Genomic DNA, 26,623 nt, shown 5'->3' with positions numbered 1-26,623 from the left:
ACGCCGCCGCGGGCGCCGGGGCTGCTGCGGGGGCCCTCGCCGTACCTCAGCCGGTCAGGTGGCGCTCCAGCCAGTCCGCGGCCGCCAGGCGGAACAGCCGCCGGTTGTCCGCGCGCAGGAAGTCATGGCCCTCTTCGCGCAGGGTGAGGAGCTCGGCGGGGACGCCGCGTTCACGCGCGGCCCGCACGAACTGCTCGGACTCGCCCGGCGGCACGTTGGTGTCGTGTTCGCCGTGGACGGCGAGCACGGGGACGCGCAGGGCGTCGATGCGGGTCATCGGCGAGAGCGCGCGCAGCAGTTCGCGGTCGCGCTCGGGGTGGCCGTACTTGTGGGCCGCCGACTCCGCGAGCCAGGGCTCCGTACCGGCGAAGAAGGTCGAGAAGTCGGACATGCCGCAGACGGCGACCCCGGTACGGAACAGGTCCGGGTGCCGTACGAGGGAGGCGAAGGTCAGGTATCCGCCGTACGAGCGCCCCATGACCGCCAGCCGGGTCGGATCGGCGGGGCCCGCCGGTACCGCGTGGGCCGCGCAGTCCGCGACGTCGTCCAGCGCGGCGAAGCGGCCGGTGCCGAGGTCGGCGTCGACGAACGTCCGGCCGTGCCCCGAGGAGCCTCGGACGTCGGGGGCGAAGACGTCCAGGCCGCGCCCGGCCAGTTCGTGGTAGAGCGGGTTGAAGACGGGGCGTTCCTGTTCCTCCGGGCCACCGTGCAGGTGGATCACGCAGGGCGCCGGCTCGCCCGGAGCCCGGCCCGGCGCCCTGTAGTACCAGCCGCTCAGGGGCAGCCCGTCACGGGCGGTGAGCCGCTGGAGGACGGGGCGCACGGGCGGCCGGCCGGGCGGGGCGGCGTCCTCGTCGCGGGAGGACCAGGGGGTGCGCAGCAGGGACCCGCCCGCGGAGGCCCACCACACCCCGGGCCGGCGCTGCGACCCCGACAGTGCCGACAGCAGTCGCCGGGGGCCGGCCGCCACGACGCGTGTGACGACCTCGTGGGGCAGGGGAACGGGCGTGGCCGGCAGGGGGCCGCCGTGCGCCTCGGGCGCCGGGACGGTGTCGGCGAGTTCGAGCCGGCTCGCGCCCCGTGCGTTCCAGGACAGCGCGGCCGTGCGGCCGTCGTGCGACAGCTCCAGGAGATCGAGGTCGCTGTCCCGGCGCTCCGCCGCGACGGACACGCCCTGCGGCCGGCCGTCGGAGTCGAGGGCGACGGCGAGGAGCGCCGCGTACTCGCGGCCGGCGTCGCTGCGCAGCCACAGCGTCCGCCCGTCGGGCGAGAACCGTCCGATCCACGGATCACCGTCGGCGACCGGAAACGTGCACGTCGTCGCCGAGTCGGCGGTGCGCCGGACGACCGCCTCCCGCCGTCCGCGCGGGCCCCGGCGCAGCAGCACGAGTCCGCCGTCGCGGCTCATGTCGCACACCCGCAGGGTCGCGGCGTGCGTCTCGGTGGCGAGCAGGACGGGGGACGCCAGGCCGTCGGGATCGATCAGGTAGGCCGACAGACCGCCGTCGGCCCGCACCGCCGGCACACCGGCAGCCACGGCACCGACCGCCCCCGCCTGACGCTGCCCGGCCCCGCCCGGGGGCTGCCCCGCCCCCGCCGGGGGCTCCCCCGTCGCCACCAAGGACTGCCCCACCCCCGCCTGACGCTGTCCCGTCCCCGCCAGGGACTCCCCCGCCGCGACCGAGGGCTCCCCCGCCAGGGGCTGCCCGGTCGTCGTCGCCGACTCGTACGGGGTTCCGCCCAGCAGGGTCGCGTGGCCGTCGCGGCCGGCCCAGGACGACGGCGGAACGCCGTCGCCGTGCGCCGGGCCCGCCCCGTCCGTGAGCGGAGGGGCGGCCGGTGCGGACAGGGTGACGGCGACGGCGGAACCGTCGTGCGCCCAGCGGCCGAGGTGGGCGGTGCTGCCCGGGTCGGCACCGGCGAGGACGCGGCGGCCGGTGCCGTCGGGCCGTACGCACAGCACGCGCGTGTGCTCGCCGCCGCCCGGTGCGGTGGTGTAGGCGATCCAGCGGCCGTCGGGGGACCAGGCCACCTCCTTGACGGGATCCGGGCGGGAGTCGAGCAGGCGCACCTCGGCGCCGTCCAGGGGCCCGGCCCACAGCTGGGGAACGCCGCCCCGGTCGCAGATGAAGGCGACCTCGGAACCGTCGGCGTCGGCGGAGGGATACCAGCAGCCGTGAACCCGCAGACGGGTCACGGCGTCCCGCGGACCGCTCGCCTCCGGCAGGGGGACCGGCGCGGGGGCCGGGGCGGCCGCGGGGGCAGGGGCGTGCGCGTCCGCCGGCCGGGTGCCGGGGGGCGGCGGAGCGAGCGGGGCGATGCCTGGCCGGGGGTGGGCGTCGGGGAACGGCGGGCTGGACGCCGCGCCGGACGGGGCGGCCGGGGTGCTCCGCGCGTCGGTCATGTGATCCCGTGCGTCTGCAGCCATATCTCCAACAACGCTACCTGCCACAGGGCGTTCGCTCCCCGTTTGGTGCGGTGCTGATCGGGCGCCGCGAGGAGTTCGGACACGTAGGACTCCTGGAAGAGGCCGCGCCGCCTCGCCTCGGGCGCCTCGAGGGCCTCCCGCACCCTCTTCAGGACCGGACCCGCCATGTTCTTGACGGCCGGCACCGGGAAGTAGCCCTTGGGGCGGTCGACGACCTCGCGGGGCAGCAGCCCGCGGCCCGCCGCCTTCAGCACGCCCTTGCCGCCGTCGGCCAGTTTGAGTCCGGGCGGGCAGGCCGCCGCCAGCTCGACCAGTTCGTGGTCGAGGAACGGCACCCGGGCCTCCAGCCCCCAGGCCATGGTCATGTTGTCGACCCGCTTGACCGGGTCGTCGACGAGCATCACGTGCGTGTCCAGACGCAGGGCCGCGTCCAGGGCCGTCTCGGCCCCCGGGGCGGCCATGTGCTCCCGGACGAATCGGCCCGAGACGTCGGTGCCGGGCAGCATGCCGGGCTCCAGGATCCGGGCGAGGTCGGCATGCGGCCGGTCGAAGTACGTCTCGGCGTACCGCCCGGCGGCGTCCGCGCGGGCGACCTCGGCGAGCCGCGGGTACCAGTGGTAGCCCGCGAGCACCTCGTCGGCGCCCTGTCCGCTCTGCACGACCTTCACCTCCTTGGACACCTGCTCGGACAGCAGATAGAAGGCGACCACGTCGTGGCTGGTCATCGGTTCGCTCATCGCCGCGACGGCACCGTCCACGGCCGTCGACACCCGGTCGGAGGGAATCATCAGGCGACGGTGGTCGGTGCCGAACTCCCGGGCCACCACGTCCGAGTACCGGAACTCGTCGCCCTCCTCCCCGCCCTCCGACTCGAACCCCACGCTGAACGTCATCAGGTCCCGCTGTCCCTGCTGCGCCAGCAGCGCGACGATCAGGCTGGAGTCGAGGCCGCCGGAGAGCAGGACACCGACCGGGACGTCGGAGACCATGCGCCGGCGCACCGCCGTGCGCAGTGCCTCCAGCAGGGCGTCCCGCCATGCGTGCGCGTCCATCCGCGCGTACTCGGCCCGGCGTGTGTACGACGGCTGCCAGTAGCGGTGGTCGTGGTGGGTGCCGTCGGGTTCGACGACCCGCACGGTGGCCGGCGGGAGCTTGCGCACGCCGGCCAGGACGGTGCGCGGGGCCGCGACGGTGGCGTGCCAGCTCAGGTACTGGTGGAGGGCCACCGGATCGAGTGAGGTGTCGACGTCCCCGGCCGCGAGCAGGGCGGGGAGGGAGGACGCGAACCGGAGGCGGCCCGGCGTCCCGGCCAGGTACAGGGGCTTGATGCCGAGCCGGTCACGGCCCAGCACCACGCGCCCGGACCGGTGCTCGACCAGGGCGAAGGCGAACATGCCGCGGAAGCGCTCCACGCAGGCGGGGCCCCACTGCCGGTAGGCCTTCAGCACCACCTCGGTGTCGGACGTCGACGTGAAGCGGTGTCCGAGGCGCCGCAGTTCCTCGCGCAGCTCCCGGTAGTTGTACACACAGCCGTTGAAGACTCCGGTGATCCCGCCGCGGGGGTCGGTCATCGGCTGTGCTCCGAGGTCCGACAGGTCGATGATCTTCAGTCGCCGGTGCCCCAGCGCCACCGCGCCCCGCGTCCAGGTCCCCCTGCCGTCGGGGCCGCGGTCCGCGAGCCGGTCGTTCATGCGCTCGACGGCCGCGAGATCGGGCCTGCGACCGTCGAAGCGGATCTCCCCGCTCAGACCGCACATGCCGTGTCGCCTCCCTTCCGTTCGGCGTGGCCCGGCCGCCTCGGCGCGGGGGCTTCGTCATCTGCGTGGGGGGACAGAATGTCGGTACCCATGGCGGTCACCTGCGGGTCAGGGGTCGCACGGACCGGGTCGCGGAGCCTGGCGCGCCGGCCGTGGGCGGAAGGTCCTTGCGCCGGGCGGGGGCCGTGCGGCGTGCGCGTTCCCCCCGGGTCTCGGCGATCAGCAGGTCCGCACAGGCGAGCAGGTCCTCCTCCTGGGCGATCCGGCGCATGCGGCGGGCCGCGCTGCCCTCGGCGAGGGCCGCCTCCGCCAGCGCGCCGACGGTCTGCCGGTCGCCGTGCGCCTCCAGGGCGGGACGCAGTCGCGTGAGCAGCTTGCGCACGACCTGCCCGGCGGGCGCCTCCCGGTGGGTCTCGGGGTCCACCAGGCCGCCTTCGAGCCCGGACCGTGCGGCCCGCCAGGAGGCGCCGCGCAGCCATTCGTGCCGGCCCGCGCAGCCCCGGGCCCCGCCCGTCCCCAGCCGCTCGCAGGCCTCGGTCACCAGGGCGCGGAACAGTCCGGCGACGAGCACGACGGTCTCGGCGCGCGGGCAGGAGTCGCAGATGCGCAGTTCCAGCGTCTTGAGGTGCGCGGACGGGCGGAGGTCGTAGTAGATCATCCCCGCGTCGCTGATGATCCCGGTCTGTACGAGGTCGCGGACCGTGGCGTCGTACTCGTCCGCGTCCGCGAAGCAGCCGACCGGGCCCGCGGTGGGCCAGCGCTGCCAGAGCATGGTGCGCCAGCTCGCGTAGCCGGTGTCGGCCCCCTGCCAGAACGGCGAGCTCGCGGAGAGGGCGAGGAGCACGGGCAGCCAGGGCGAGACCGCGCACATGACCCGGACCGCCGTGTCGCGGTCGGGTATGTCGACATGGACCTGGGCGCCGCAGATGAGCTGCTCGTCGGCGACCGTGCGGTAGTCCTCGACCATGTGGCGGTAGCGCGCACCGGCGGTGGGGTGCGCGGCCGCGGCGGCCGCGAGCGGCGCCGTCCCGGCGGCCACGACCGCGAGGCCCAGTGAGGAGGCGGCCGCGTCGAGCCGCCGTCTCGTTCCGGCGAGGTCGGCGTAGAGATCGTCGAGGGACGCGTGCACCTCGCTGTTGGTCTCCACGGTGGACTGGTGCAGTTCCGTCGTGAAGGTACGGCGCGGGAGGCGTCGCAGGAGGGGGTCGGCGCGCGGCACGAGCAGCCCGCTCTCCACCTCCAGGACGTGAAACTCCTCCTCCACTCCGATACGAACGCTCACGGTCACTCCTCGGGGCGATGCGGAACGGCTGCCCGCCGTCATGGTGGAACGGCGCCTCACCGGCGGGCAGGACCGCGGGTGAGGACATCCGAGTCACCAGGACGCCGTTTTCCAACCCCACGCCGCCCACGTGACACAGGCGACACTCGGATGAGCGCCCAGCGCGCGGGGTGCGGACCCGGCGCCGGCCGCGGACCGGGCCGGGGCCCCGGCCGGGCGTCTCCTATAATTTGGCTCCGAACGATCGAAGGAGCGTGCCTGTGCCCGGCCACCGGTCCATCACCGAAGCGGAGAAGCTGGCAGCGGCGAAGCTCGGCGGGATACCGATCCGGCGCGAGCAGATGGCGGTCGTCGCCAACATCTACCGCGCCGCCTCGGCCGTCCGGCAGCACCTGGAGAACTCGGTGCTGCGCGGCGCCGATCTCACCTGGACGGCGTTCGTGGTGCTGTGGGTGGTGTGGGTCTGGGGCGAGTCGGAGACCCGGCACGTCGCCGAGGAGGCGGGGATCTCCAAGGGGACGCTCACCGGGGTGGCGCGGACGCTGGAGGGGCGGGGGCTGCTCCGGCGGGCCGGTCACCCCTCGGACGGCAGGCTCGTGCTGCTGAGCCTCACCGACGAGGGGGAGGCGCTGATGCGGCGGCTGTTCCCGGAGTTCAACCAGGAGGAGGCGTTCGTCGCCGCCCGGCTCAGCGACGAGGAGTGCCGGAGCGTCGCGGAGGGGCTGCGGCAGGTCGTGCGGCAGGTCGAGGAGCGGGGCGAGGAGCGCCGGCTGACCCTCCTCGACGGAGCCGAGCCGGCCCCGCGCCGCAGTGGCCGACGGCCGAAGGGCTGAAGGCCCGCCGCCCGCACCGCGGCGCCGCACCGGGCGACCTCCTGGGTCGTTCCGGTGCGGCGCCGCGGTGCGGGGCGGGGGGTCAGCGCCGGGGCGGGCGGATGCCGCGGAACTCCCAGTCGCCGCCGAGGGCGGTGGAGAGGACTTCCTCGGACTCGGTGGGCTGGGCGCCGACGTCGGCGCGGATCGGGGCGGGACCGGTGACGATGTGGTTGGTGAGCCTGCCGAGGCCCTCGACCTCGACCTCGACGACGTCACCGGGCCGGACGGGGCGGGAGTTGGCGGGGGTGCCCGAGAGCAGGACGTCGCCGGGGTAGAGGGTGATGGTGCGGGCGATGTCGGCGACGAGGTAGTGCATGTCCCACTTCATCTCGTCGGTCGAGCCGTCCTGCACCACACGGCCGTTGACGTACGTGCGCAGGCTCTTGCCGTGGAAGTCCCAGTCGGTGACCAGGCCGGGGCCCAGGGGGCACAGGGTGTCGGAGCCCTTGACCCGGAGCATCGAGCCGGCGTCGGTGTCGCGGAAGTCGTGCAGGCCGTAGTCGTTGGCGATCGTGTAGCCGGCGATGTACTCCCCCGCCTCCTGCGGGGAGACGTTCCGCGCGGTCCTGCCGATGACGATGGCGACCTCGCCCTCGTAGTTGAGCCACGAGCAGCCCTCGGGGCGGACGATCGCGCCCCGGTGGGAGTTGAGGGCGGAGGTCGGCTTGTGGAAGTAGGTGGGCGTGTCGGGCAGGTCGATCCCGAACTCGTCGACGCGGCTCCGGTGGTTGAGGTGGACGGCGATCACCTTGGACGGGACGACCGGGGGCAGGTGCTGCGCCTCCTCGGTCTTCACGCGGCGGCCGTCCCCGGCGACGAGTTCGTCCCCGTCGACGGTGACCTGGACGGCGGCGCCGTCGAGGAGGATGCGGCGGTACTCGGGCATGGCAGGTCTTCCTAGGGTCGGCGGTGGGGGTGGTGCGGGGCGGAGAGGGGGACGCCGGTTCCGGTCCAGCCGCCGGCCGGGCGGTCGAACCACAGATGGACCTGGCCGGTGCCGATGGAGTTCTCGTACTCCCCGTACTGGCGGGCCCCGGCCACACAGGCCTGTTCGCCGAGGGCACCGGCCATCATCAGGTAGTGGAAGAACCTCGCCTCGGGCTTGTACTTCCAGAACTCGTCCATGGTGTCGAGGACCTTGTCGTGGCGGCCCTCCCTGAACCAGGCGATGCGCTCCAGGTCGGCCTCGCGGGCCTGCGGCGTGAAGATGTGCGCCGGGTCGCTGGCCTCGTGGTCGCGCAGTTCGCGCAGCGGCCAGAAGGTGTGCGAGAGGGCTCCGGAGGCGATGAGCAGGACCCGGCGGCCGGGGGTGGCGGCGATGCCGTCCGCGAGGGCGCGGCCGAGCCGCAGATGGTCCTCCATGTCCCCGGTCTGGCAGACGCCGATGGTCACCCAGCGCTTGTCGGGCAGGCCCTCGCCGAGGAACTTCCACAGGTTGATCGTGGCGTAGTAGACCGGCAGGTACGCGTCGTCGATCGCGGTGATCCAGGTGCCGTGCCGGTCGGCGAACGAGGCGATGTTGTGGGCGAGTTCGGGGTCGCCGGGGAAGTCGTAGGGCATGCGGCACATGCCGCGCGGCAGTTCCTCGGAGGTGAACAGGCCCGCCCGGCGGTCCTGCGCGGTGACGACGAACTCGACGGTGGTCGCCCAGTGGGAGTCCAGGACGACGACGGTGTCGTAGTCGTCCCGCTCGAAGACGTCCGCGCGGAGCTGGTGGAGGCCGGTGACGAGGGTGATCTCCCGGCCCTCGTTCAGCTCCAGCCGCTCCGCCTCCGGCAGCACGATGGTGGGGACGTGGGCGAGCAGGCCCGCCCCGACGATCTCACCCATGGTCCTTCCATCCCTTCGGGGCGGTCACGGTGTTCTTGACGTCGCAGTAGAAGTCGAAGCTCCAGGTGCCGCCCTCGCGGCCGACACCGGACTGGCGGGCGCCGCCGAAGGGCGCTTGCAGGTCCCGCACGAAGAAGCAGTTGACCCAGACCGTGCCGGCCACCAGCCGCGCGGTGACCCGGGAGGCGCGCCCGGGGTCGCCGGTGACGACGGTGGCGGCCAGGCCGAAGCGGGTGTCGTTGGCGAGGCGGACGGCCTCCTCCTCGGTGCGGAACGTCTGGAGGGTCAGGACGGGGCCGAAGACCTCCTCCTGCACGATCTCCGCGTCCTGCGCGACGTCGGTGAGCAGGGTCGGCGCGTAGTACCGGCCGTCCGCGAGGTGGCCGCCGACGACCGCGCGCGCCCCCGCAGCGAGCGCCCGCCGCACGAACCCGTCGATCTTCTCCAGCTGGCGGGGGTGGACGGTGGGGCCGATGTCGGTGTCCTCGTCGCGCGGGTCACCCTGCCGCAAGGCGGTGGCCTTCTGGACGAAGCGGCGCGTGAACTCCTCGGCGACCGGCTCCTCGACGAGGAGGCGGGTGGCGGCGAGGCAGACCTGCCCGGCGTTGTCGTACTGCTCCACCGCGAGGTCGACCGCCAGGTCCAGGTCGGCGTCGGCGAAGACCAGCAGCGGGGACTTGCCCCCGAGTTCGAGGCTGAGCGGGGTGAGGTGGGCGGCGGCCGACGCGGCGATCCGCCGGGCCGTGGGGACCGAGCCGGTGAAGCTGATCCGGCGTACGTCCGGGTGCGAGGTGAGGGTGTCGCCGATCTCGGAGCCGTAGCCCTGGACCACGTTCAGCACCCCGGCGGGCAGCCCGGCCTCGGCGGCGATGTCGGCGAGCAGGGAGGCGGTCAGCGGGGACCACTCGGCGGGCTTGAGGACGACGGTGTTGCCCGCCGCCAGCGCCGGGGCGACCTTCCAGGTGGCGAGCATCAGCGGGGCGTTCCAGGGGGTGATCAGCACGCAGGGGCCCGCCGGGTCCCAGGAGACGTGGTTCGTGTGTCCCCGGGTCTCGAAGTCCTCGTGGTCCAGCTTCAGCAGCCAGTCCGCGAAGAAGCGGAAGTTGTGCGCCACCCGGGGCATCACACCGCGGCGGTGGGAGCGCAGCAGGGCGCCGTTGTCGGCGGTCTCGACCTGGGCGAGGTCTTCGAGCCGCTTCTCCACGCCGTCGGCGACGGCGTGCAGGACCCGGGCGCGTTCGGCGCGGGAGGTGGCCGCCCAGGCGGGGAAGGCCGCTCGGGCGGCGGCCACCGCCGCGGCGGCCTCCGTCGCGGTACCCCGCGCGATCTCGCCGAGGACGCTTCCGTCGATCGGCGAGACATCGGTGAACGTGTCGGCGGAGGCGACACGCTCGCCGCCGATCCAGTGCCGGGTGTCGACGGGGACTCCGGCAACGATGATCTTGTCAGTCATGAGAACGGCTCCTGGGGAACGAGGGAACGGCGGCCCGCCTGGGGGCGCGGGGAAGGGGGCGGGCGGCCGCGTACCGCCCGCACGTCGACGACGGCGTCACCCGGCCTCCGCCCCCGAGGTTCCGGCCTCCAGCAGCCGCCCCCCGTCCCACACGACGCCGACCTGCCGGTAGTACGCGGCGATCGGCTCCCGGATCTCCAGCCGGGCCAGCTCCTCCGTGGGCGCCTCGAAGAGCTCCAGCTCCGCCTCTCCGACCCAGGGCTGCCCGCCCTCGAAGGAGGCCGCCCCCGTCTCGATCAGCTCGTCCAGCGCCAGCCCCTTGCCCTTCTCGACGGAGGGCAGCCACCGGTGGTGGGCCATGGGGTGGGCGTTGACGAACCCGTTGGTCGCGGCCGGTTCCCGCAGGGTGACCACGGCCTGGGCGAGACGCCGGTCAGCGGCGGCCAGCGTGGCGCCGAACCGCGCCCCCGCCTCGATCCGCGGAGCGGGCCCGAAGGGATGCGGACGCGTCTGGTGGATCGACCCGAGCTTCTTCGGGTAGCCCTGGTGCAGCCCGCGCGCGACGGCGAAGTCCTTGTCGACCCAGATGTAGACGCACCGCGAGTAGGTGCGCCCCCGGAACTTGCAGCGGACGACCGCGAACGCCTCCTTGTACTGGGAGAGCACGGGGTCGAGGAGCTCCTCGCCGGAGCCGGAGCAGGACTGCCAGTCGGCCCAGATCAGCGCGACCGCGCCGGGGTCGTCGTCCGCCGGCTCCAGCGGCTCGGGGAGCAGTTCGCGCACCCGTGCGGGGTCGGTCCGGTACTCGACGGTGAGCAGGTCACCCGAGTACCGCCACGGGGGCGACGGAATCAGCGAGGAGGCACCACTCGCCGTCTTGGGATGGAAGTAACCACGGACAGGGGGCATGACGGGCTTCCTTACGCGGTGGGAGCGGGCGACTTGAGCAACTGGGCGCGATATCCGACGGCGCCTCGCGCGGCGGCCTGGCCGCCGAGCGCGACCACGCCGACGAGCCGGCCGTCGCGGTGGTGGCCGACCAGGACGTCACCGTCCGGGTCGCCGTCGAGGACCCGGACGTCCCCGAGGCCGAGGACGGGCGCGCCGAACGACTGCAGCCGGAAGTCGTGCTGGTCGCTCCAGAAGGTGGGCAGCGGGGAGAAGGGCGCCTGGTCGGCCTCGGCACCGGTCAGACGAGCGGTGAGCGTGCGCGCGGCGTGCCGGGCGGTGTCGGTGGGGATGGACCAGTGCTCGACCCGGCGCGGGACGCCGTCGTAGCGGGAGTTGGGGAAGCGGGCGACGTCGCCGACCGCGACCACGTCCGGCCGTCCGCCGGCCCGCAGCTGCTCGTCGGTGAGCACCCCGTCGGACAGGTCGAGCCCGTTGCCCTCCAGCCACTCGACGTTGGCGACCGAGCCGACGGACTCCACGACCACGTCGGCCGCGAGGACGGTCCCGTCGTCGAGAACGACGCCGGTCACCCGGTCGTCACCGGCGAACCCGGCGACTCCCGCGCCGAGCGCGAAGCGCACCCCGCGCTCCTCGTGCCGCTTCAGCAGCGCGCGGCCCAGCAGCTCGCCGAGCGGCCGGACCATGGGCAGCGGCAGCGGATCGACGACGGTCACCTCACGGACGCCGAGTCCCACGGCGGTGGCGGCGACCTCGCAGCCGATGAATCCGGCGCCCACCACGACCACCCGGACGCCCGGCCGGGTCAGTGCGTCACGCAGGCCCTGGGCGTCGGCGAGGGTGCGGACCGTGTGGCGGCCGGCGAGCGGGCCGGGGCAGCGCAGCCTGCGGGGGCGCATGCCGGTGGCGACGACCAGTCCGTCGTACCGGAGCTCCGTCCCGTCGTCGAGTGCGACGGTCCGTTCGCCGAGGCGCGCCGAGACGACCCTGGTGCCCAGCCGCCACTCCACGTCGGCGGCGGCCGGCTTCGGGGTGAGGGCGAGCGACGCGAAGGGGGCCTTGCCGGCCAGGACCTCCTTGGACAGCGGAGGCCGGTTGTAGGGCATGTGCGGCTCGTCGCCGACGACCGTGATCGCCCCGGTCCAGCCCGCAGCACGCAGCTGCTCGGCGGCGCGCAGACCGCCCATCGAGGCGCCCGCGACCACTACGCGTCCCGTCATGGAGCTCAGCCCTCGATCCGGATGGCCTGCAGCGGGCACACGTCGGCGGCCTCCTCGACCTCGTCGCGCAGCGCGTCGTCGGGGTCGGGGACGAAGGCCAGGCGGCCGTCGTCGTCCATCGAGAAGACGTCCGGGGCCGCGAAGACGCACTGGCCGTGGTCCTGGCACTTGTTCATGTCGACGACGACCTTCATGGCCGGTCCTCCTGAGGGGTGAGGGCGTCGGAGCGGTGGAGAGAGGGGAGAAGGACCGGCCCGGATGCGACCGGGCCGGCCCCTCGGCCAAAGGGGTGCGGAGAACCGCACCCCCAACTCGTTTGGCGTCAAACAACATAGGAAGCCGCCAGGCCCTGGTCAATACCTGTCCACATGGATAAGTTTTTTGCCCCACCCCCTTGCGGGGCGACGACTCCTGTTCATACCGTTCGGGGCCAAACGACCAGCTGCTCCGGGGGAGCCCCCGCCCGTTCCGCTCAAGGAGACATCGGTGAGCGCATCCGACAGCCCAGACATCCACCGGCACAGGGAGCGGCTCGCCGCCGAGGGCGTCGACGTGGTCCGGGTGATCTACCCCGACCTCATCGGCACCGACCGCGCCCGGGACGTCCTGCTGGACCACCTGCCCTCGGCCTGCGAGCACGGCCTGGCCTTCTGCCGCGCCGTCTACCACACCACCCCCGGGGGCGACGTGGTCCCGGTCGCGGGCGGCCTCGACGCCGGCCTGCCGGACGTGTCCGTGCGCCCCGACCTGTCCACGGCGGCCCTCCTCCCCTGGGAGCCGGGCGTCGCCACCTGTCTCGGCGAGGTCGTCGACCCGGCGACCGGTGCCCCCGCCCCCGAGTCCCCGCGCGACCTGCTGCGCTCCGTCCTGGCCCGGTGCGCCGAGCAGGGGCTGCGGCCCGTCGTCGGCCCCGAGCTGGAGTACTTCCTGCTGGAGCCCGCCCCCGGCACCCCCGCCGGCTGGCGGCGCTCACCCGAGGCCACGGGCGCCGTGTACACCGCCGGGCTGCGCGCCGACCCGGAGAACCACCTGCTGCGCACCCTGCGCCTGCTGCGCGACCTCGGTCTCGGCGTCGTCACCGGCAACCACGAGTTCGACGGCGGCCAGTACGAGATCAACCTGACCCACTCCGGCGCCCTCGACGCCGCCGACCGCGCCTTCCGCTTCAAGGCGGCCGTCAAGGAGGTGGCGCGCCGGGAGGGCAAGCTGGCCACCTTCATGGCCAAGCCGTTCGGCGACGCCGGCGGCTCCGGCTTCCACCTCCATCTGTCCTGCGAGAACACCGAGGGCGGCAACGCCTTCGACGACCCGTCCGGCGCCCACGGCCTGTCCGCCACCGCCCGGCACGCCGTCGCCGGCATCGTCGCCCACGCCCCCGCGCTCGCGGCGCTGGCCAACCCGACCGTGAACTCGTACAAGCGCTTCGGCCCGGACACCCTCGCCCCCTGGCTGATCGACTGGGGGCTGGACAACCGCAGCGCCATGCTCCGCATCCCGCCCGAGCGCGGCTCCGGCGCCCGCCTGGAGCTGCGGCTCGGCGACGCGAGCGCCAACCCGTACCTGCTGATCGCGGGAACCCTCGCCGCCGCCCTGCTCGGCGTCCGGGCGGGCGAGGAGCCCCCCGCCCCGCTGGAGGGCTACGGCTACGACACCGCCCGGTCCGCCCTGCTGCCCCGGAGCCTGGCCGCCGCGCTCGACGCGCTGGAGGCGGACACCGCCCTGACCGATCTGCTCGGCAAGGACTTCACCACCGCCTTCCTCACCTACAAGCGGGACGAGGTCGAGCGCTTCGGCCGGCACGTCACCGACTGGGAGTTCACCGAGTACGCCTACCACCTGTGAGTGAGTCCGCAGGACGCCCCGCACCCTCGCCGCCCCCGCCCAGGAGAACCACGACCATGACCAGCCCCGCCGTCCCCACCACCCGGGACGAACTGCGCGCCGCCCTCGACGAGCCCCTGCCGCTGGAGCGGGTGGACCTCGCCGACCTCGACCACTTCGCCGACGGCGTCACGCCCTGGCGGATGTTCCACACCCTGCGCCACGAGGACCCGGTGCACTGGCAGCCGGAGCAGGCCCCGAACTCCGGTTTCTGGGCGGTGACCCGGCATGCCGACATCGCCCGCGTCGACCGGGACGCGGAGACCTTCACCTCCACGCGGTTCGTCAACCTCGAGGAGCTCGACGACGACCAGATCAAGAAGCGGGCCTCCATCCTGGAACTGGACGGCGTCCGCCACCGCGCGCTGCGCAGCGTGATCCAGCGTCAGTTCGGTGCCGGTGTCATCGCCAGCTACACCGACTTCCTGCGCGGCCTGACCGCCAGGACCCTCGACGCGGCCCTCGCCAAGGGCACCTTCGACTTCGTCGCCGACGTCTCCGCCGACTTCCCCATCAACGTGCTGGCCCGGCTGCTCGACGTGCCGCCGGAGGACAACCAGCAGCTCATCGACTGGGGCAACCGCATCATCGGCAACACCGACCCCGACTACGCGGACGTGCTCCTGCACAGCGAGGAGAGCGAGAAGTACCGCGACCTGCCGTTCCGCTCCCCCGCGTCCGTCGAGGTCTTCGAGTACGGCCGTGAGCTGGCCCGGCAGCGGCGCGGGGGCGACGGCACGGACCTGGTCTCCCGGCTCGTCAACACCACGCCGCGCGACGGCGTCCCGCTCTCCGCCCAGGACTTCGACAACTACTTCCTGCTCCTGGTCGTCGCCGGCAACGAGACCACCCGCCACACCATCTCCCACTCGATGCTGGCCCTCCTCCAGCACCCCGAGCAGCTGGCCCGCCTCAAGGACGACCCGTCCCTGATCCCCGCGGCGGTCGAGGAGTTCCTGCGCTGGGCCTCCCCCGTCTACCACTTCCGCCGCACCGCCACCCGCGACGTCGACCTGGGCGGCAAGCGGATCAGGGAGGGCGACAAGGTCGTCATGTGGTACGCCTCCGGCAACCGCGACGAGGAGGTCTTCGGCAACCCCTACGACTTCGACGTCACCCGGCGGGACAACGACCACGTCACCTTCGGCAAGGGCAGCCCGCACCTGTGCCTGGGCAACCTGCTCGCCCGCACCGAGATCCGCATCATGTTCGAGGAGCTGATCCCGCGGATCGCCGGCATCAGACTGGCCGGCGACGTCCCGCGTGTGCGCTCCAACTTCGTCAACGGCATCAAGAAGCTGCCGGTGGAGGTCACGCTCGCCTGACGGGCCTGACGGGCCTGACGGGCCCGGCGGGCCGGCCGGCCCGCCGCCGCACCTCACCCCGGCCCGTGGCTCAGCTCCGGGCCGGGGTGAGCACCACGAAGTCCGCGTCGGACGGGTCGAGGCAGACGGCCAGCCGGCCGACGCCCTCGGCGTCCATCGGCCCCATCTGCACCCGGCCGCCGTTGCCCTCGACCCGGGCGACGGAGGCGTCGCAGTCGGCCACGGCGAACACCGGGTGCCAGTACGGGTGTCCGCCGGCCAGGGCGAGATCCTCCTTGCCGACCTCCATGAGACCGCCCTGCATGCGCTCCTCGGGCTGCCCGGCGGGGGTGATCAGGACGTAGGTGCCCCCGCCGCCGGGGAGTTCCATGTCGCCGAACCGCCAGCCGAAGACAGCGCCGTAGAACTCCCTGGCGGCCGCCGCGTCGCTCGTGTACAGCTCGGTCCAGGACAGCGAGCCCGGCTCGTCCACCAGCTCGAAGCCCGAATTGCTCCCCGGCTGCCAGGCGGCGAACTGGCCGCCGAGCGGGTCGCTGAACTGCGCCATCCGGCCCCATTCGCCGAGGTCCCGCGGCGCCACCCGCACCGTGCCGCCCGCGCGCTCCACGGCCTGGGCGGCGGCGTCCGCGTCGGTGACGGTGTAGTAGATCATCCAGGCCGAGCGCGCGCCCTCCTCGGTGAGCCTGCCGAGCCCGGCGACGATCTTGCCGTCCTTCCGGAACATCCCGCCTTCCATGTCCTCCCCCTCGCCGCCCATGGACTCGTACTCCCAGCCGAGCACGGCGCCGTAGAAGTCCGCGGCGGCCCGCACGTCGGGGGCACCGAGGTCGAGCCAACAGGGGGCGCCGGGGGTGAGGTCGGTGGTGATCACGGCATCTTCCCTTCTGCGGGTCCTGGTGATGTCAGCGTGACACCCGGCGCGGAAGGCCGCGCGGCGGCCGCATCTAGGCGAACGCGGGGAAGCCGGTCGTCTCGTTCAGTTCCGCCCAGACCGTCTTGCCGTGCCGGGCGTGACGGGTGCCCCAGTGTTCGGCGAGCCGGGCGACCAGGAGCAGGCCGCGGCCGCCCTCGTCGTGGGCGCGGGCGCGGCGCTGGTGCGGGGTGGTGCTGCTGCCGTCGGAGACCTCGCACAGGAGGCTGCGGACGGGGGCACCTGCCGGCCCGTCCGGGCTCTGGGGGCGGATGAGGCGCAGCCGGATGGGGGGCCGTCCGTAGCGGATGGCGTTGGTGACCAGTTCGCTGACCACCAGTTCGGCGGTGAAGTCGAGGTCGTCCAGGCCCCAGGTGCTCAGCTGCCGGGAGACGCTGGAGCGGACCCGGGAGACGGCGGCCGGGTCGGGCTCCAGGTCCCAGCCGGCGACCCGGGCGTCCCCGAGGGAGCGGGTGCGGGCCACGAGGAGGGCCACGTCGTCGTCGGGTCGGGCCGGCAGCAGGGTGTCGAGGACGGTGTCGCAGACGGCCTCCAGGGAGGGGGCGGGCCGGGCGAGGACCTGGCGGAGCAGGGCGAGCCCGGTCTCGGCGTCGTGGTCGCGGGCTTCGATCAGGCCGTTGGTGTAGAGGGCGAGGAGGCTGCCCTCGGGGAGGGTGACCTCCGTCGTCTCGAACGGCAGGCCCCCCAGGCCGAGCGGCGGGCCGGCCGGCAGGTCGAGGGTGTGGACGGTGCCCTCCCCGGTCGTCACGGCGGGCGGCGGATGGCCGGCGCGGGCGAGGGTGCAGCAGCCGCCGACGGGGTCGTAGACCGCGTACAGGCAGGTGGCGCCGAGTTCTTCGTCGGCCTCCCGGTCCGGGTCGGCGGCGGCTTCGGCGGACAGGCGCAGCACGACGTCGTCCAGGTGGGTGAGGAGTTCGTCGGGCGGCAGGTCGATGTCGGCGAGGGTGCGTACGGCGGTCCGCAGCCGGCCCATGGTGGCGGCGGCGTGGATGCCGTGCCCGACGACGTCGCCCACCACGAGGGCGACCCGGGCGCCGGACAGCGGGATGACGTCGTACCAGTCGCCGCCGACCCCGAGCCGGTCACCGGCGGGCAGGTAGCGGCAGGCGACCTCCACGGCGGTCTGCGGTGGGGTGTGCGACGGGAGCAGGCTGCGCTGGAGACTGAGGGCGGTGGCGCGGGCGTGGGTGTAGCGGCGCGCGTTGTCGACGGCGACGGCCGCTCTGGCGGCGATCTCCTGGGCGAGGAGCAGGTCCTCGTCGTCGTAGCGGTCGGGGGTGCGGTCCCGGCAGAACCGGGCGACGCCCAGGGTGGCACCGCGGGCGCGCAGGGGCACGACCAGCGTCGAGTGGACCGCGGCCGGGTCGCTCGCGCGACCGGGGCCGGGGCCGGGCGGGCCGTCCGGCTGGTGGCGCGAGGGCCGGCCGGTGGTCAGGGCGCGGGCCGGCGGTGAGTCGTCCGGGTAGGTGTGGAGCTGCCCCGGCGCCGGTTCCCGGCCGTCGCCGGACGCCGGCCGCAGGGCGGTCCGGCGCAGGGCGAGCGGTTGATCCGGCGGGGAGTCGGGTTCGTGGAGCGCGGAGTCGAGCAGGTCGACGGTGGCCAGGTCGGCGAAGTGCTCGATGGCGAGGTCGGCCAGTTCCTGGCTGGTGCGGGCGATGTCCAGGGTGGTGCCGATGCGCATGCCCGCCTCGTTGACCATCGACAGCCGCCACCGCAGTCTGCGGTCCCGCTCCTCCTGGAACGCCGTGACGCCCTGCTGGGACGCGCGGTCCACGTATCCGGCCGTCGTCGCGGCGAGCATGCGTGCCGCCGCGCTGATCAGCTCGGGGTCGCTCGTCAGGCGGGGGAGCTGGGCGAGCAGCCGGTCGAGGGTGATGCCCTGGGCGAGGCGGTGCGCGCGCAGCATCGCCGTGACGGCGATCCCGTGGCGGGCCAGCCGTCGGGCGCGATCGGCGTCGGCGGCGGGGGGAACGATCAGGCTCGGATCGACGCCGTGCTCGAGCCCGGCCAGACCGCCCACCAGGTGCTCGGTGATGTTGCGCGAGGTGATGCCGGCGATGTCCGGGTCCTCCCAGAGCTCGGGCAGCTCGTCGCGCAGGCACCGCTCCACCTCGGCGATCAGCCCGTCCGCACCGCGGCCGAGCTCTTGCGCGGCGCGGGCGACGAGGGTGTCCGCGGTGACGTCCACAGTGTCGACGGTACGCCGAACGGGCCGGTGCGCCCTGCCGACGGTCGTGTCCCCGGTGACCTGCGGGCTGGCTTATTGCTCACTAGTGTGCAATTATCGGGACAGTCCTCCCCGTCGAACGGAGGTCCGACATGACCGGCCCGCACATCCCGGGCGGCGGGCGCCGCGGGACACAGCTCACCCGGGCCCGCATCCTCGAAGCGGCACGTCGGGAACTCGGCCGTGACCCCGAGAGCAGTCTCGGTAACATCGCCGAGGCCGCCGGCGTGGTGCGGCGCACCGTGTACGGGCACTTCGGCGGCCGGTCCGCGCTGGTCGAGGGGCTCGTCACGGACGCCGCGGAGGCCCTGCGGCGCGCCCTGGCGACCGTACGGATCCCCGAACACGACGCCGTCGAGGCGCTGACGTGCTTCACCCTGGCGCTGTGGCCCGTCGGCGACCGCTACCGGACGCTGCTGAGACTCGCGCCCCAGGACCTGGGCCGCGAGCGGGTGGACGACGTGCTCGCCCCCGCCCGGGACACGGCCAGAACGATCATCGAGCGGGGGCAGCGGCAGGGCGTCTTCCACAGCGCTCTCCCGCCCGAGCCGCTCAGCCGGACGGTCGAAGGACTGCTGCTGGCGCTCCTGGACTGCGTGAACACCGGGATCTGGGCCGACGACGGCACCCGCGCCGCGACCGCCGCCCTGATCGCGGTGGGCGTGGACGGCGACCTCGCCACCGCCCGGGTCCGGGCACTCGGCCACCCCGACCGCGTCAGCGCCTGCAGCGGTGCGGCGGCCACCTTCCGCCCGGACGCGTCGTCCGCCTGAGGCAGGCCGGTCAGCCGAGGTCGGGCAGCGGACGGCGGGCGACGTCGTGGGCTTCCCCGGGCGGGACGCCCAGCATGCGCAGCACCATCTCCGCCAGACGCGAGGCGGCCTCGTCACCGTCCAGGTCGGGCCGGGTGAACCTCAGCTCCACCAGGGACAGCAGTGTGCCCCCGAGGGCGGAGAGCGCGACGACGGGGTCGAGGGCGGCGAAGCGGCCGGAGGCGACGCCGGCCTCCAGGTCGCGCACGGCCCGGGGGGCGAGGCCGGACGCCGAGTGGATGCAGCCGAGTCCGCGGCGGCGCAGCACCTGCATGAGCTCCGGGTGAGAGCCGGCCATGCGGGCGCTGAGCCGGAAGCCGGCCGCGACCAGTTCCGCCGGGTCGTCGATCCCGGCCAGGCGGTCGTCCAAGGCCTGCCCGAACTCCTCCAGCGCGTCGACCACCGCCGTGTCGAACAACTCCGCCTTCGACTCGAAGTGGTTGTAGAACGATCCGAAGCCGACGTCCGCCCGTTCGGCGATCGCCTGGATGCTGGCGCCGGCGTCCCCGCTCTCGGCGAGGATCTGCCGCGCCGCACGGACCAGTGCCCGACGGGTCTCGGCGCGGCGCCGCTCGAAGCGGTTGCGGGGCGGGGCCGACGAGGACATGCCCGGAGTCTAGCCGCCCGTCCACATACATCAGCAATTCTGATGGATCCATCATTTCCAAAAGCGCGGGCGGGGGGTGCGCGACCGGCACGCCACGACCGCGGAAGGGCTCCCGCGAGGACGTCTCGCGGGAGCCCTCCGTGCCGCCTGCCGGTGAACGGTGAGAAGACGATCACGAGCAGGACGCCTGTGCGGACGCGGGCGGGGACACGGACCGGCACGCGGATGCGCGCGCGGGCACGGCCATCGCGTCAGGGCGTCACGGGGCGAGCAGCAGGGCGTCGCCGCGCCCCTTGGCGGCGGAGTACCGCCGGGCCACGTCCTGCCAGTTCACGACCTGCCACATCGCCTCGACGAAGTCGGCCTTCTGGTTCCTGTACTGCAGGTAGAAGGCGTGCTCCCAGGCGTCGAAGACGAGGATCGGGGTGGAGCCCTGACCGACGTTGCCCTGGTGGTCGTAGACCTGCTCGACGATCAGCCGGCCGGAGAGCGGCTCGTGGGCGAGGACACCCCAGCCGGAACCCTGAGTGGTGGCCGACGCCTTGGACAACTGCGCCTTGAAGCCCGCGAACGAGCCGAAGGACTCGGCGATCGCGTCCGCGAGCTCGCCCACGCCGTCCTGCTCCAGCGGCTCGCCGCCGCCGTCGCCGGTCATGTTGTGCCAGTAGACGCTGTGCAGGATGTGCCCGGACAGATGAAAGGCCAGGTTCTTCTCCAGGCCGTTGACCGCACCCCACGCCTCCTTGTCCCGCGCCTCCGCGAGTTGCTGCAGGGCGTCGTTCGCCCCCTTCACGTACGCCGCGTGGTGCTTGTCGTGGTGCAGTTCGATGATCTCGGGGCTGATCACCGGGGCGAGCGCCGCGTAGTCGTACGGGAGCTCCGGGAGCGTGTACACCGCCATGTCCGTCCCACACCTTCCACCTTATTGCGAGTAGTATGCAACTACAAGCTAGCAGCAAGAGTGCTTCTCGGCGATCAGGCCGCGTGGGTATGCTCACGGCCATGCCGAACACCGTGACCAGCTACGACTACGAGAAGGACGGCGCGGCGATCTACCGCCAGTCCTTCGCCACCATCCGCGCGGAGGCCGACCTCACGGGCCTGCCCGCCGACGTCGCCCAGGTCGCGGTCCGGATGATCCACGCCTGCGGAATGGTGGACCTCGTACAGGACCTCGCCTACACGCCCGGGGTGGTGGCGCGTGCCCGACAGGCCCTGCGCGGCGGAGCGCCGATCCTCACCGACGTCCAGATGGTGGCCAGCGGCGTGACCCGCAGACGGCTGCCCGCCGGCAACGACGTGCTGTGCACGCTCTCCGACCCGGCCGTCCCGGAGCTGGCGGCCGAACTGGGGACGACGCGCAGCGCCGCCGCGCTGGAGCTGTGGCGCGACCGGCTGGCGGGCGCGGTCGTGGCCGTCGGCAACGCGCCCACCGCGCTCTTCCGTCTGCTGGAGATGATCGAGGCGGGCGCCCCGCGGCCCGCCGCCGTGATCGGTGTGCCGGTCGGCTTCGTCGGTGCCGCCGAGTCGAAGGAGGCCCTGGCGTCCGGCACGTCCGGTCTGGAGTACCTGGTGGTGCGGGGCCGCCGGGGCGGCAGCGCGATCGCCGCCGCCGCGCTCAACGCGATCGCCAGCGAGGAGGAGTAGCGGGCGGGCGCCGGGCAGGACCGGCGGGTTCCGCGCCGGGTCAGTCGGCGCGCCGGGAAGCGCGGCGCGGTGCGCGCCGGTCGCGGTGCTCCCCGACCCAGCGGACCGCCCGCTCCGGGTCGGCCGCGACGGGAACGCCCACGGGCACCGGCGGCCGGCGGATCACGACCACCGGCAGGCCGGCCTCACGGGCGGCCGTCAGCTTCGGCGCCGTGGCGGCTCCCCCGCTGTCCTTGGTCACCACGACATCGACGCGATGGCGGCGCAGCACCTCGCGCTCGCCGTCGAGGCTGAACGGGCCGCGCTCCAGCAGCGTCTCCATACGGGCCGGGCGCGGGCCCTCGGGCGCGTCCACGGATCGTACGAGGAACCACAGGTCGTCCAGACCCGCGAACGCGGCGAGGCCCATCCGGCCGGTCGTGAGGAACACACGCCTCCCCAGCGCGGGCAGCAGCGCCGCGGCCTCCTCCGGCGAGCCGGCCTCGTGCCAGTCGTCGCCCTCGACGGGAACCCAGCCGGGGCGGCGCAGGGCCAGCAGGGGTACGCCGGTCGCGGCGGCGGCCGCCGCCGCGTGGAAACTCATGGTCCCGGCGAAGGGGTGGGTGGCGTCGACGAGTACGTCCACGGGGTGCGCGCGCAGCCACGCCGTCAGGCCCTCGGGGCCGCCGAAGCCCCCGACACGCACCTCGCCCGGCGGCAGCCGGGGGCTCGCCACCCGCCCGGCGAGGGAGGTGGTCACCGCCACGCCGGGCATGCCGTGGAGCAGCTCGGCGAGCCGGCGGGCCTCCGTGGTCCCGCCGAGTATCAGTACGTGCATGGGGGTCCGGGTCCGTTCATGAGCGGCGAGCCGAAGGGCGGTCGCGGGTGTCCCACTGGGCCCACCACTCAAGCACAACGGTCGAGCACACCGCTCCCGCACACCGGTGGTGTTCCCCGCATGCACACCACCGCCCGCACCCTCCGCCCGGCTGATCCCGCCTCCTCCTCACGCGTCGGACGCGCGGGCCGTTCAGTTCCCGGCGTGCGCCGGCAGCGTGGGCGCACGTCCCGTCAGCCGTGCGCCGAGGCCTTCTTGATCGCCTCACGGATCCGGGAGTACGTGCCGCAGCGGCACACGTTCTCGATGCGGTCGATGTCGGCGTCGGTCGGCCGGGCCGTCCGCTTCAGCAGGGCCGCCGCGGCCATGATCTGGCCGGGCTGGCAGAAGCCGCACTGGGCCACGTCGCACTCCATCCAGGCCTGCTGAACGGGATGCAGCCGGTCGCCGTCGGCCAGGCCCTCGATGGTGGTGACCTCCCGGCCGGCGCAGTCCTCGACCGGCACGACACAGGGCTGGACCTCCGAGCCGTCCAGGTGGCTGGTGCAGGCGCGGCAGACCCCGACCCCGCAGCCGTACTTGGGCCCGGTGACGTTCAGCAGGTCCCGCAGCACCCACAGCAGCGGCATGTCGGCGGGTGCCTCGACGGTGACCGGCTTCCCGTTGAGGACGAAGGAGTAGGACGGCATCGGCACCTTCCAGGCGTCGCGTTGAGGAGTGGCGCGTTCAGAAGTGGTCGCGGCAGAAGTGGTTGCGTTCAGAAGTTGAGAGGGAAGCGTCGGGGCCTGGTGCCGGTGGCCCGGGCGTAGGCGTTGGCGACGGCGCCTGCCGCGGCCGGGACGCCGAGTTCGCCGGCGCCGCCCGGTTCCCCGCGCGAGGGCATGATGTGCGCCTCGAAGCGGAGCGGGGCGTCCCGCTGGCGGGCGTAGTGGAAGTCGGCGTAGCTGCTCTCGCGGACGGCGCCGCGGTCGATGTGCAGACCGGCCGTGAGGACGGTGGAGATGCCGTCGACGGCGGTGCCCATGAGCTGGGCCTCCAGGCCGCGCGGGTTGACGGCGGTGCCGACGTCGGCGGCCATCACCACCCTGGTCACCCGGGGGTGGTGCGGGTCGGTCGCGTCGATCTCCGCCAGGCAGGCCACGCAGGAGCCGTACTCCTCGTGCACGGCGACGCCCTGCGCCCGGCCGGCCGGCAGGGCACGGCCCCAGTGACCGGCGGCGGCCGCCTTGTCGAGCACCGCTCTGACGGCCCTGTTCCGCAAGGTCGTGCGCCGGAAGGCGACCGGGTCCTTCCCCAGCCGGGCGGCGATCTCGTCGACGACGATCTCCTCCGCCGTCCGCACGGTCCCCGAGTCCACCGACCGCCAGGCGCCGAGCGGTATCGCCAGCTCCACAGAGCCCGAGTCCCCGGACAGACGGCCGAAGTTGTACAGGCCGCTGTCGCTGGGCAGCGGCCCGGCCGCCGACGCGAAGGACGCCGGACGCACGGCCCCCGCCCCCTCGTAGGCCTGGCTCACCGAGGCCGTCGCGTGGGCGAAGGCCACCACCCGGCCGCGCGCGAGGCTGGCGCGGACGTGGTGGTGGCCGGCCGGGCGCATCCGGCCGTGCCGGATGTCGTCGGCGCGGCTCCACATCAGCTTGACCGGCCGGCGGGCCGCCTTGGAGATCAGGGCCGCCTCCAGGGCGGCGTCGGAGTCGAGCCGGCGGCCGAACGAGCCGCCGCCGCGCAGGACGTGGACCTTCACCTTCGACGCGGGCAGCCCGACCGCCGAGGCGATGCTGTCGCGCGCGTCCATCGGGGTCTGGGAGGAGAACCAGATCTCGGCCCGGGTGGCCCGGACGTCCGCCACCGCGGTCAGCACCTCCATCGGCGCATGGCCGACGAACGCGAACTCGAACTCGGCCTCCACCTGGGCCGATCCGCTCGGCGGGGCGCCGAGGCGGGGTACGGCGGCCCGCAGCCGCCGGCGGATCCCGGCGTCGGACAGCCCCACGAGCGGCCCGGGCGCCCAGGTGATCTCCAGGGCGTCCCGGGCCTTGAAGGCGTGGTGGAACGACTCCGCCACCACGGCGACCCCGCCCGCGACCCGCACCACGGCGTGCACGCCGGGCATCGCCCGCGCCGCCCGGTCGTCGACGGACACCACCGTGCCGCCGAGCGTGGGCGGGCGGGCCACGACCGTCGGCTTCGCCCCGGCGACCGCCAGGTCCCCGGCGTACTTCGCCGCGCCGGTGACGATGTCCCGGGCGTCGATCCGGTTCGTGGGCCGCCCGATCACCCGGTGCCGGGAGGCCGGCTTGGGTGCGGCCGACACCGCGGGCACCCGGATCGCTGCGGCGTATCCGGTCAGGTAGCCGAAGGTGACCGAGCGGCCGTCCGGCGCGTACACCTTGGTGTCCTTGGTGCGCAGGGCACGCGCGGGGACGTGCCAGAGCCGGGCCGCCGCGGTGACCAGCCTGGCCCGGGCGGTGGCGGCCAGTTCGCGGGCCGGACCGTACAGGGAGCGGACCGAGCTGGAACCGCCGGTGTACTGGTTGCCCTTGGTCCGGGCGTCGGCGAGGGGGATGTCGATGTCGGCGAGCCGGGCGTCCAGTTCCTCGGCGATCATCATCGCGACCGCGGTGGTGACGCCCTGTCCGACCTCGACCCGCGGCAGCCGTACGACGATCCGGTTGGCCTCGGTGACCTCGAGGACCAGCATCTCCTCGTCGGTGCCGGTCACCAGGACGTCGGAGGAGCGGCGGGCGGGCTCGGCGCCCTCCGCGGAGGAGGAGTCGCAGGCGAGGGGAGCCGCGACGATCAGGGTGGACGCCGCGATGGTGTGGACCATGAACCTGCGGCGGGACAGCTGACGGGCCACCGGGCACTCCTGTTCGGGTTCCGTGGGGTTCGTCTCGTAGGAGGGGCCGGCGCCCCGCGAGGTTGCCTGCGCGGGGCGAAGTGACGCCTCGCCACCCGGTGCGGGGGGCGGCCGCATCGGTCGAAAGCATTGACGGGGACATGCACGCCCCCTATCTTCTGGCCGAAGTTACGAACTGCGTTCGAAATTACGGACAAGGGACGGTCCTGTATGCCTCGGATGTTTCGTCTGCGCCCCGGTGTGCCGGCAGCGCGCCGCAGACCCCTGCTCGTCTGCGTGCTGGCACTCCTCGTGGCCCTGGTGGCCGCGACCCAGCCGGTGTCCGCGGCGGACGGCCGCCCGTACACCAACCCGCTGAAGTCGGCCAAGGGCGCGGATCCCTGGCTGGAGTACTACGACGGCAACTACTACCTGATCACGACGACGTTCACCGGCATCCTCGGCATGCGCAAGGCGCCGACCCTGGCGGGTCTCGCCACCGCGCCCAATGTGCAGGTGTGGTCGGACACCACCTCCACCCGCAACACCAACATCTGGGCGCCGGAGATCCACCAGTTCAACGGCCACTGGTATCTGTACTACTCGGCCGGCCAGAGCGGCGTCTCCTGCTGCGACTCCCAGCGCACCCATGTCCTGGAGAGCGCGGGCACCGACCCCCTCGGCCCCTACACCTACAAGGGCTCGCTCACCGGCTCCAACCTCACCCCCGGCGGCTGGCTGATCGACGCGAGCGTGCTCCAGGTGAACAGCAGGCTGTATCTCGTCGGCAGCGGCTTCATCAACGGAAGCAGGCAGAGCCTGGTCATCGCGCCGATGAGCAACCCGTACACGCTGTCCAGCAACACCTTCACGGTCATCTCCAGCCCCACCCTGAGCTGGGAGACCTCGGGCGCGGCGGTGAACGAGGGCCCCGAGCCGCTCTACCACGGCGGCCGTACGTTCCTCACGTTCTCCGCGAGTTACTGCACCACGGCCGACTACAAGCTGGGTCTGCTCGAACTCACCGGCTCCGACCCGCTGAGCGCGTCCTCCTGGACGAAGACCCAGACCCCCGTCTTCCAGCGCAGTGACGCCAACGGGGTCTACGGCCCCGGCCACAACGGCTTCTTCAGCTCGCCGGACGGCACGGAGAACTGGATCGTCTACCACGCCAACTCCTCCTCCAGCGGCGGCTGCGGCAACGGCCGTACGACCCGGGCCCAGAAGTTCACCTGGAAAGCCGACGGCACTCCGGACTTCGGCACACCGGTCGCGCTCGGCACGACCCTGCCCGGCCCGTCCGGGGAGACGGCGGCGACCCCGACGGCGTACACCCTCGTCAACCGCAACAGCGGCAAGTGCCTCGATCTCAACGGCGGTTCCGCGGCCGACGGCACCAACGTCCTCCAGTGGACCTGCAACGGCGGGGCCAACCAGAAGTGGAAGGTGGAGGACCTCGGCGACGACACCAGCCGTCTGGTGAACGTCGCGTCCGGCGGCGTGATGGACACCGCCGACTGCTCCACCGCCGACGGCGCCGACCTGCGCCAGTGGTCCTGGCTGAACAACAAGTGCCAGCGGTTCCGCCTGGTGTTCACCGCGACCGGCGACTACGTCCGGATCGTGAACGAGAACAGCGGAAAGGTCGCCGACGTGGCCGACTGCGGAACGGCGAACGGCACCGACGTGCGGCAGTGGACCTGGCTGAACAACACCTGCCAGCAGTGGCGCCTGGTGCCCACCACCTGACCCCCACCCCCCGCAGTACTCCCCCTCATTGGAG

The 26,623-nt window shown here is 73.7% G+C and carries 22 protein-coding genes; 6 read left to right on the top strand and 16 right to left on the bottom strand.

Going from position 1 to position 26,623, the window contains the following annotated elements:
* Positions 1-46: 46 nt before the first annotated feature.
* The 3 genes from ACFY30_RS05095 to ACFY30_RS05085 all read right to left on the bottom strand — a co-directional run bounded on the left by ACFY30_RS05095 (position 47) and on the right by ACFY30_RS05085 (position 5,467).
* Positions 47-2,404, bottom strand: a complete 2,358-nt coding sequence (locus ACFY30_RS05095) for a S9 family peptidase (RefSeq protein WP_390843771.1) — start codon at positions 2,402-2,404, stop codon at positions 47-49.
* Positions 2,401-4,185, bottom strand: a complete 1,785-nt coding sequence (locus tag ACFY30_RS05090; RefSeq protein WP_390843770.1) for an N-acetylglutaminylglutamine amidotransferase — start codon at positions 4,183-4,185, stop codon at positions 2,401-2,403. The genes ACFY30_RS05095 and ACFY30_RS05090 overlap by 4 nt, the downstream gene beginning before the upstream one ends.
* 97 nt (positions 4,186-4,282) lie before the next feature.
* Complete coding sequence (locus tag ACFY30_RS05085) at positions 4,283-5,467, bottom strand: glutamate--cysteine ligase (RefSeq protein ID WP_390843769.1); 1,185 nt, start codon at positions 5,465-5,467, stop codon at positions 4,283-4,285.
* Between the two features lie 260 nt (positions 5,468-5,727).
* On the opposite strand from ACFY30_RS05085, the gene ACFY30_RS05080 reads away from it, so the two are divergent.
* Positions 5,728-6,300: a MarR family winged helix-turn-helix transcriptional regulator gene (locus ACFY30_RS05080; RefSeq protein ID WP_390843768.1), complete on the top strand. Its 573-nt coding sequence runs from the start codon at positions 5,728-5,730 to the stop codon at positions 6,298-6,300.
* A gap of 82 nt (positions 6,301-6,382) precedes the next feature.
* Here ACFY30_RS05080 and ACFY30_RS05075 read toward each other — a convergent pair whose 3' ends face one another.
* The 6 genes from ACFY30_RS05075 to ACFY30_RS05050 form a co-directional block, all read right to left on the bottom strand.
* Positions 6,383-7,228: a fumarylacetoacetate hydrolase family protein gene (locus ACFY30_RS05075; RefSeq protein ID WP_390843767.1), complete on the bottom strand. Its 846-nt coding sequence runs from the start codon at positions 7,226-7,228 to the stop codon at positions 6,383-6,385.
* A gap of 11 nt (positions 7,229-7,239) precedes the next feature.
* On the bottom strand, positions 7,240-8,172 hold the full coding sequence (locus tag ACFY30_RS05070; RefSeq protein WP_390843766.1) for a 3,4-dihydroxyphenylacetate 2,3-dioxygenase: 933 nt from the start codon (positions 8,170-8,172) through the stop codon (positions 7,240-7,242).
* Positions 8,165-9,625: an aldehyde dehydrogenase gene (locus ACFY30_RS05065; RefSeq protein ID WP_390843765.1), complete on the bottom strand. Its 1,461-nt coding sequence runs from the start codon at positions 9,623-9,625 to the stop codon at positions 8,165-8,167. Before ACFY30_RS05065 ends, ACFY30_RS05070 begins: the two co-directional genes overlap by 8 nt.
* Before the next feature lie 96 nt (positions 9,626-9,721).
* Positions 9,722-10,534 (bottom strand): acetoacetate decarboxylase family protein, encoded by an 813-nt coding sequence (locus ACFY30_RS05060; protein ID WP_390843764.1) that lies wholly within the window; start codon positions 10,532-10,534, stop codon positions 9,722-9,724.
* Positions 10,535-10,545: 11 nt separating this feature from the next.
* Positions 10,546-11,754 carry an NAD(P)/FAD-dependent oxidoreductase gene (locus ACFY30_RS05055; RefSeq protein ID WP_390843763.1) on the bottom strand — a complete coding sequence of 403 codons (1,209 nt, stop codon included), beginning with the start codon at positions 11,752-11,754 and terminating at the stop codon, positions 10,546-10,548.
* Positions 11,755-11,759: 5 nt separating this feature from the next.
* Complete coding sequence (locus ACFY30_RS05050; protein WP_390658956.1) at positions 11,760-11,948, bottom strand: ferredoxin; 189 nt, start codon at positions 11,946-11,948, stop codon at positions 11,760-11,762.
* Positions 11,949-12,240: 292 nt separating this feature from the next.
* On the opposite strand from ACFY30_RS05050, the gene ACFY30_RS05045 reads away from it, so the two are divergent.
* Both ACFY30_RS05045 and ACFY30_RS05040 read left to right on the top strand, forming a co-directional pair.
* On the top strand, positions 12,241-13,596 hold the full coding sequence (locus ACFY30_RS05045; RefSeq protein WP_390843762.1) for a glutamine synthetase family protein: 1,356 nt from the start codon (positions 12,241-12,243) through the stop codon (positions 13,594-13,596).
* A gap of 56 nt (positions 13,597-13,652) precedes the next feature.
* Positions 13,653-14,960, top strand: coding sequence for a cytochrome P450 (locus ACFY30_RS05040; RefSeq protein WP_390843761.1), 1,308 nt, complete (start codon positions 13,653-13,655; stop codon positions 14,958-14,960).
* 70 nt (positions 14,961-15,030) lie between these two features.
* Here the strand turns inward: ACFY30_RS05040 and ACFY30_RS05035 are convergent, their stop codons facing one another.
* Positions 15,031-15,831: a VOC family protein gene (locus ACFY30_RS05035; protein ID WP_390843760.1), complete on the bottom strand. Its 801-nt coding sequence runs from the start codon at positions 15,829-15,831 to the stop codon at positions 15,031-15,033.
* Between the two features lie 73 nt (positions 15,832-15,904).
* Complete coding sequence (locus tag ACFY30_RS05030; RefSeq protein ID WP_390843759.1) at positions 15,905-18,079, bottom strand: SpoIIE family protein phosphatase; 2,175 nt, start codon at positions 18,077-18,079, stop codon at positions 15,905-15,907.
* Between the two features lie 131 nt (positions 18,080-18,210).
* Here ACFY30_RS05030 and ACFY30_RS05025 point away from each other — a divergent pair, with 131 nt between their 5' ends.
* Positions 18,211-18,891 carry a TetR/AcrR family transcriptional regulator gene (locus ACFY30_RS05025; protein ID WP_390843758.1) on the top strand — a complete coding sequence of 227 codons (681 nt, stop codon included), beginning with the start codon at positions 18,211-18,213 and terminating at the stop codon, positions 18,889-18,891.
* 10 nt (positions 18,892-18,901) lie between these two features.
* Here ACFY30_RS05025 and ACFY30_RS05020 read toward each other — a convergent pair whose 3' ends face one another.
* Together ACFY30_RS05020 and ACFY30_RS05015 are read right to left on the bottom strand one after the other, a co-directional pair.
* A complete protein-coding gene (locus ACFY30_RS05020; protein WP_390843757.1) occupies positions 18,902-19,537 on the bottom strand; it encodes a TetR/AcrR family transcriptional regulator in 636 nt (211 codons plus the stop codon).
* 259 nt (positions 19,538-19,796) lie between these two features.
* A complete protein-coding gene (locus ACFY30_RS05015) occupies positions 19,797-20,438 on the bottom strand; it encodes a superoxide dismutase (RefSeq protein WP_390843756.1) in 642 nt (213 codons plus the stop codon).
* Positions 20,439-20,539: 101 nt separating this feature from the next.
* Between ACFY30_RS05015 and ACFY30_RS05010 the strand changes: the two genes are divergently transcribed.
* On the top strand, positions 20,540-21,184 hold the full coding sequence (locus tag ACFY30_RS05010; RefSeq protein ID WP_390843755.1) for a precorrin-8X methylmutase: 645 nt from the start codon (positions 20,540-20,542) through the stop codon (positions 21,182-21,184).
* Between the two features lie 40 nt (positions 21,185-21,224).
* On the opposite strand, the gene ACFY30_RS05005 is transcribed toward ACFY30_RS05010, so the two are convergent.
* The 3 genes from ACFY30_RS05005 to ACFY30_RS04995 form a co-directional block, all read right to left on the bottom strand.
* Positions 21,225-22,001 carry a cobalt-precorrin-6A reductase gene (locus ACFY30_RS05005; protein ID WP_390843754.1) on the bottom strand — a complete coding sequence of 259 codons (777 nt, stop codon included), beginning with the start codon at positions 21,999-22,001 and terminating at the stop codon, positions 21,225-21,227.
* 233 nt (positions 22,002-22,234) lie between these two features.
* Complete coding sequence (locus ACFY30_RS05000; RefSeq protein WP_390843753.1) at positions 22,235-22,690, bottom strand: (2Fe-2S)-binding protein; 456 nt, start codon at positions 22,688-22,690, stop codon at positions 22,235-22,237.
* Between the two features lie 68 nt (positions 22,691-22,758).
* Positions 22,759-24,831, bottom strand: coding sequence for a molybdopterin cofactor-binding domain-containing protein (locus ACFY30_RS04995; RefSeq protein ID WP_390844188.1), 2,073 nt, complete (start codon positions 24,829-24,831; stop codon positions 22,759-22,761).
* A 249-nt stretch (positions 24,832-25,080) separates the two neighbouring features.
* Between ACFY30_RS04995 and ACFY30_RS04990 the strand changes: the two genes are divergently transcribed.
* On the top strand, positions 25,081-26,589 hold the full coding sequence (locus ACFY30_RS04990; protein ID WP_390844187.1) for a family 43 glycosylhydrolase: 1,509 nt from the start codon (positions 25,081-25,083) through the stop codon (positions 26,587-26,589).
* The last annotated feature ends 34 nt before the right edge of the window (positions 26,590-26,623 follow it).

This window comes from Streptomyces sp. NPDC000345 (genome assembly GCF_042898825.1).
Taxonomy (GTDB): domain Bacteria; phylum Actinomycetota; class Actinomycetes; order Streptomycetales; family Streptomycetaceae; genus Streptomyces.
This window is presented reverse-complemented; position numbering and strand designations above follow the sequence as displayed.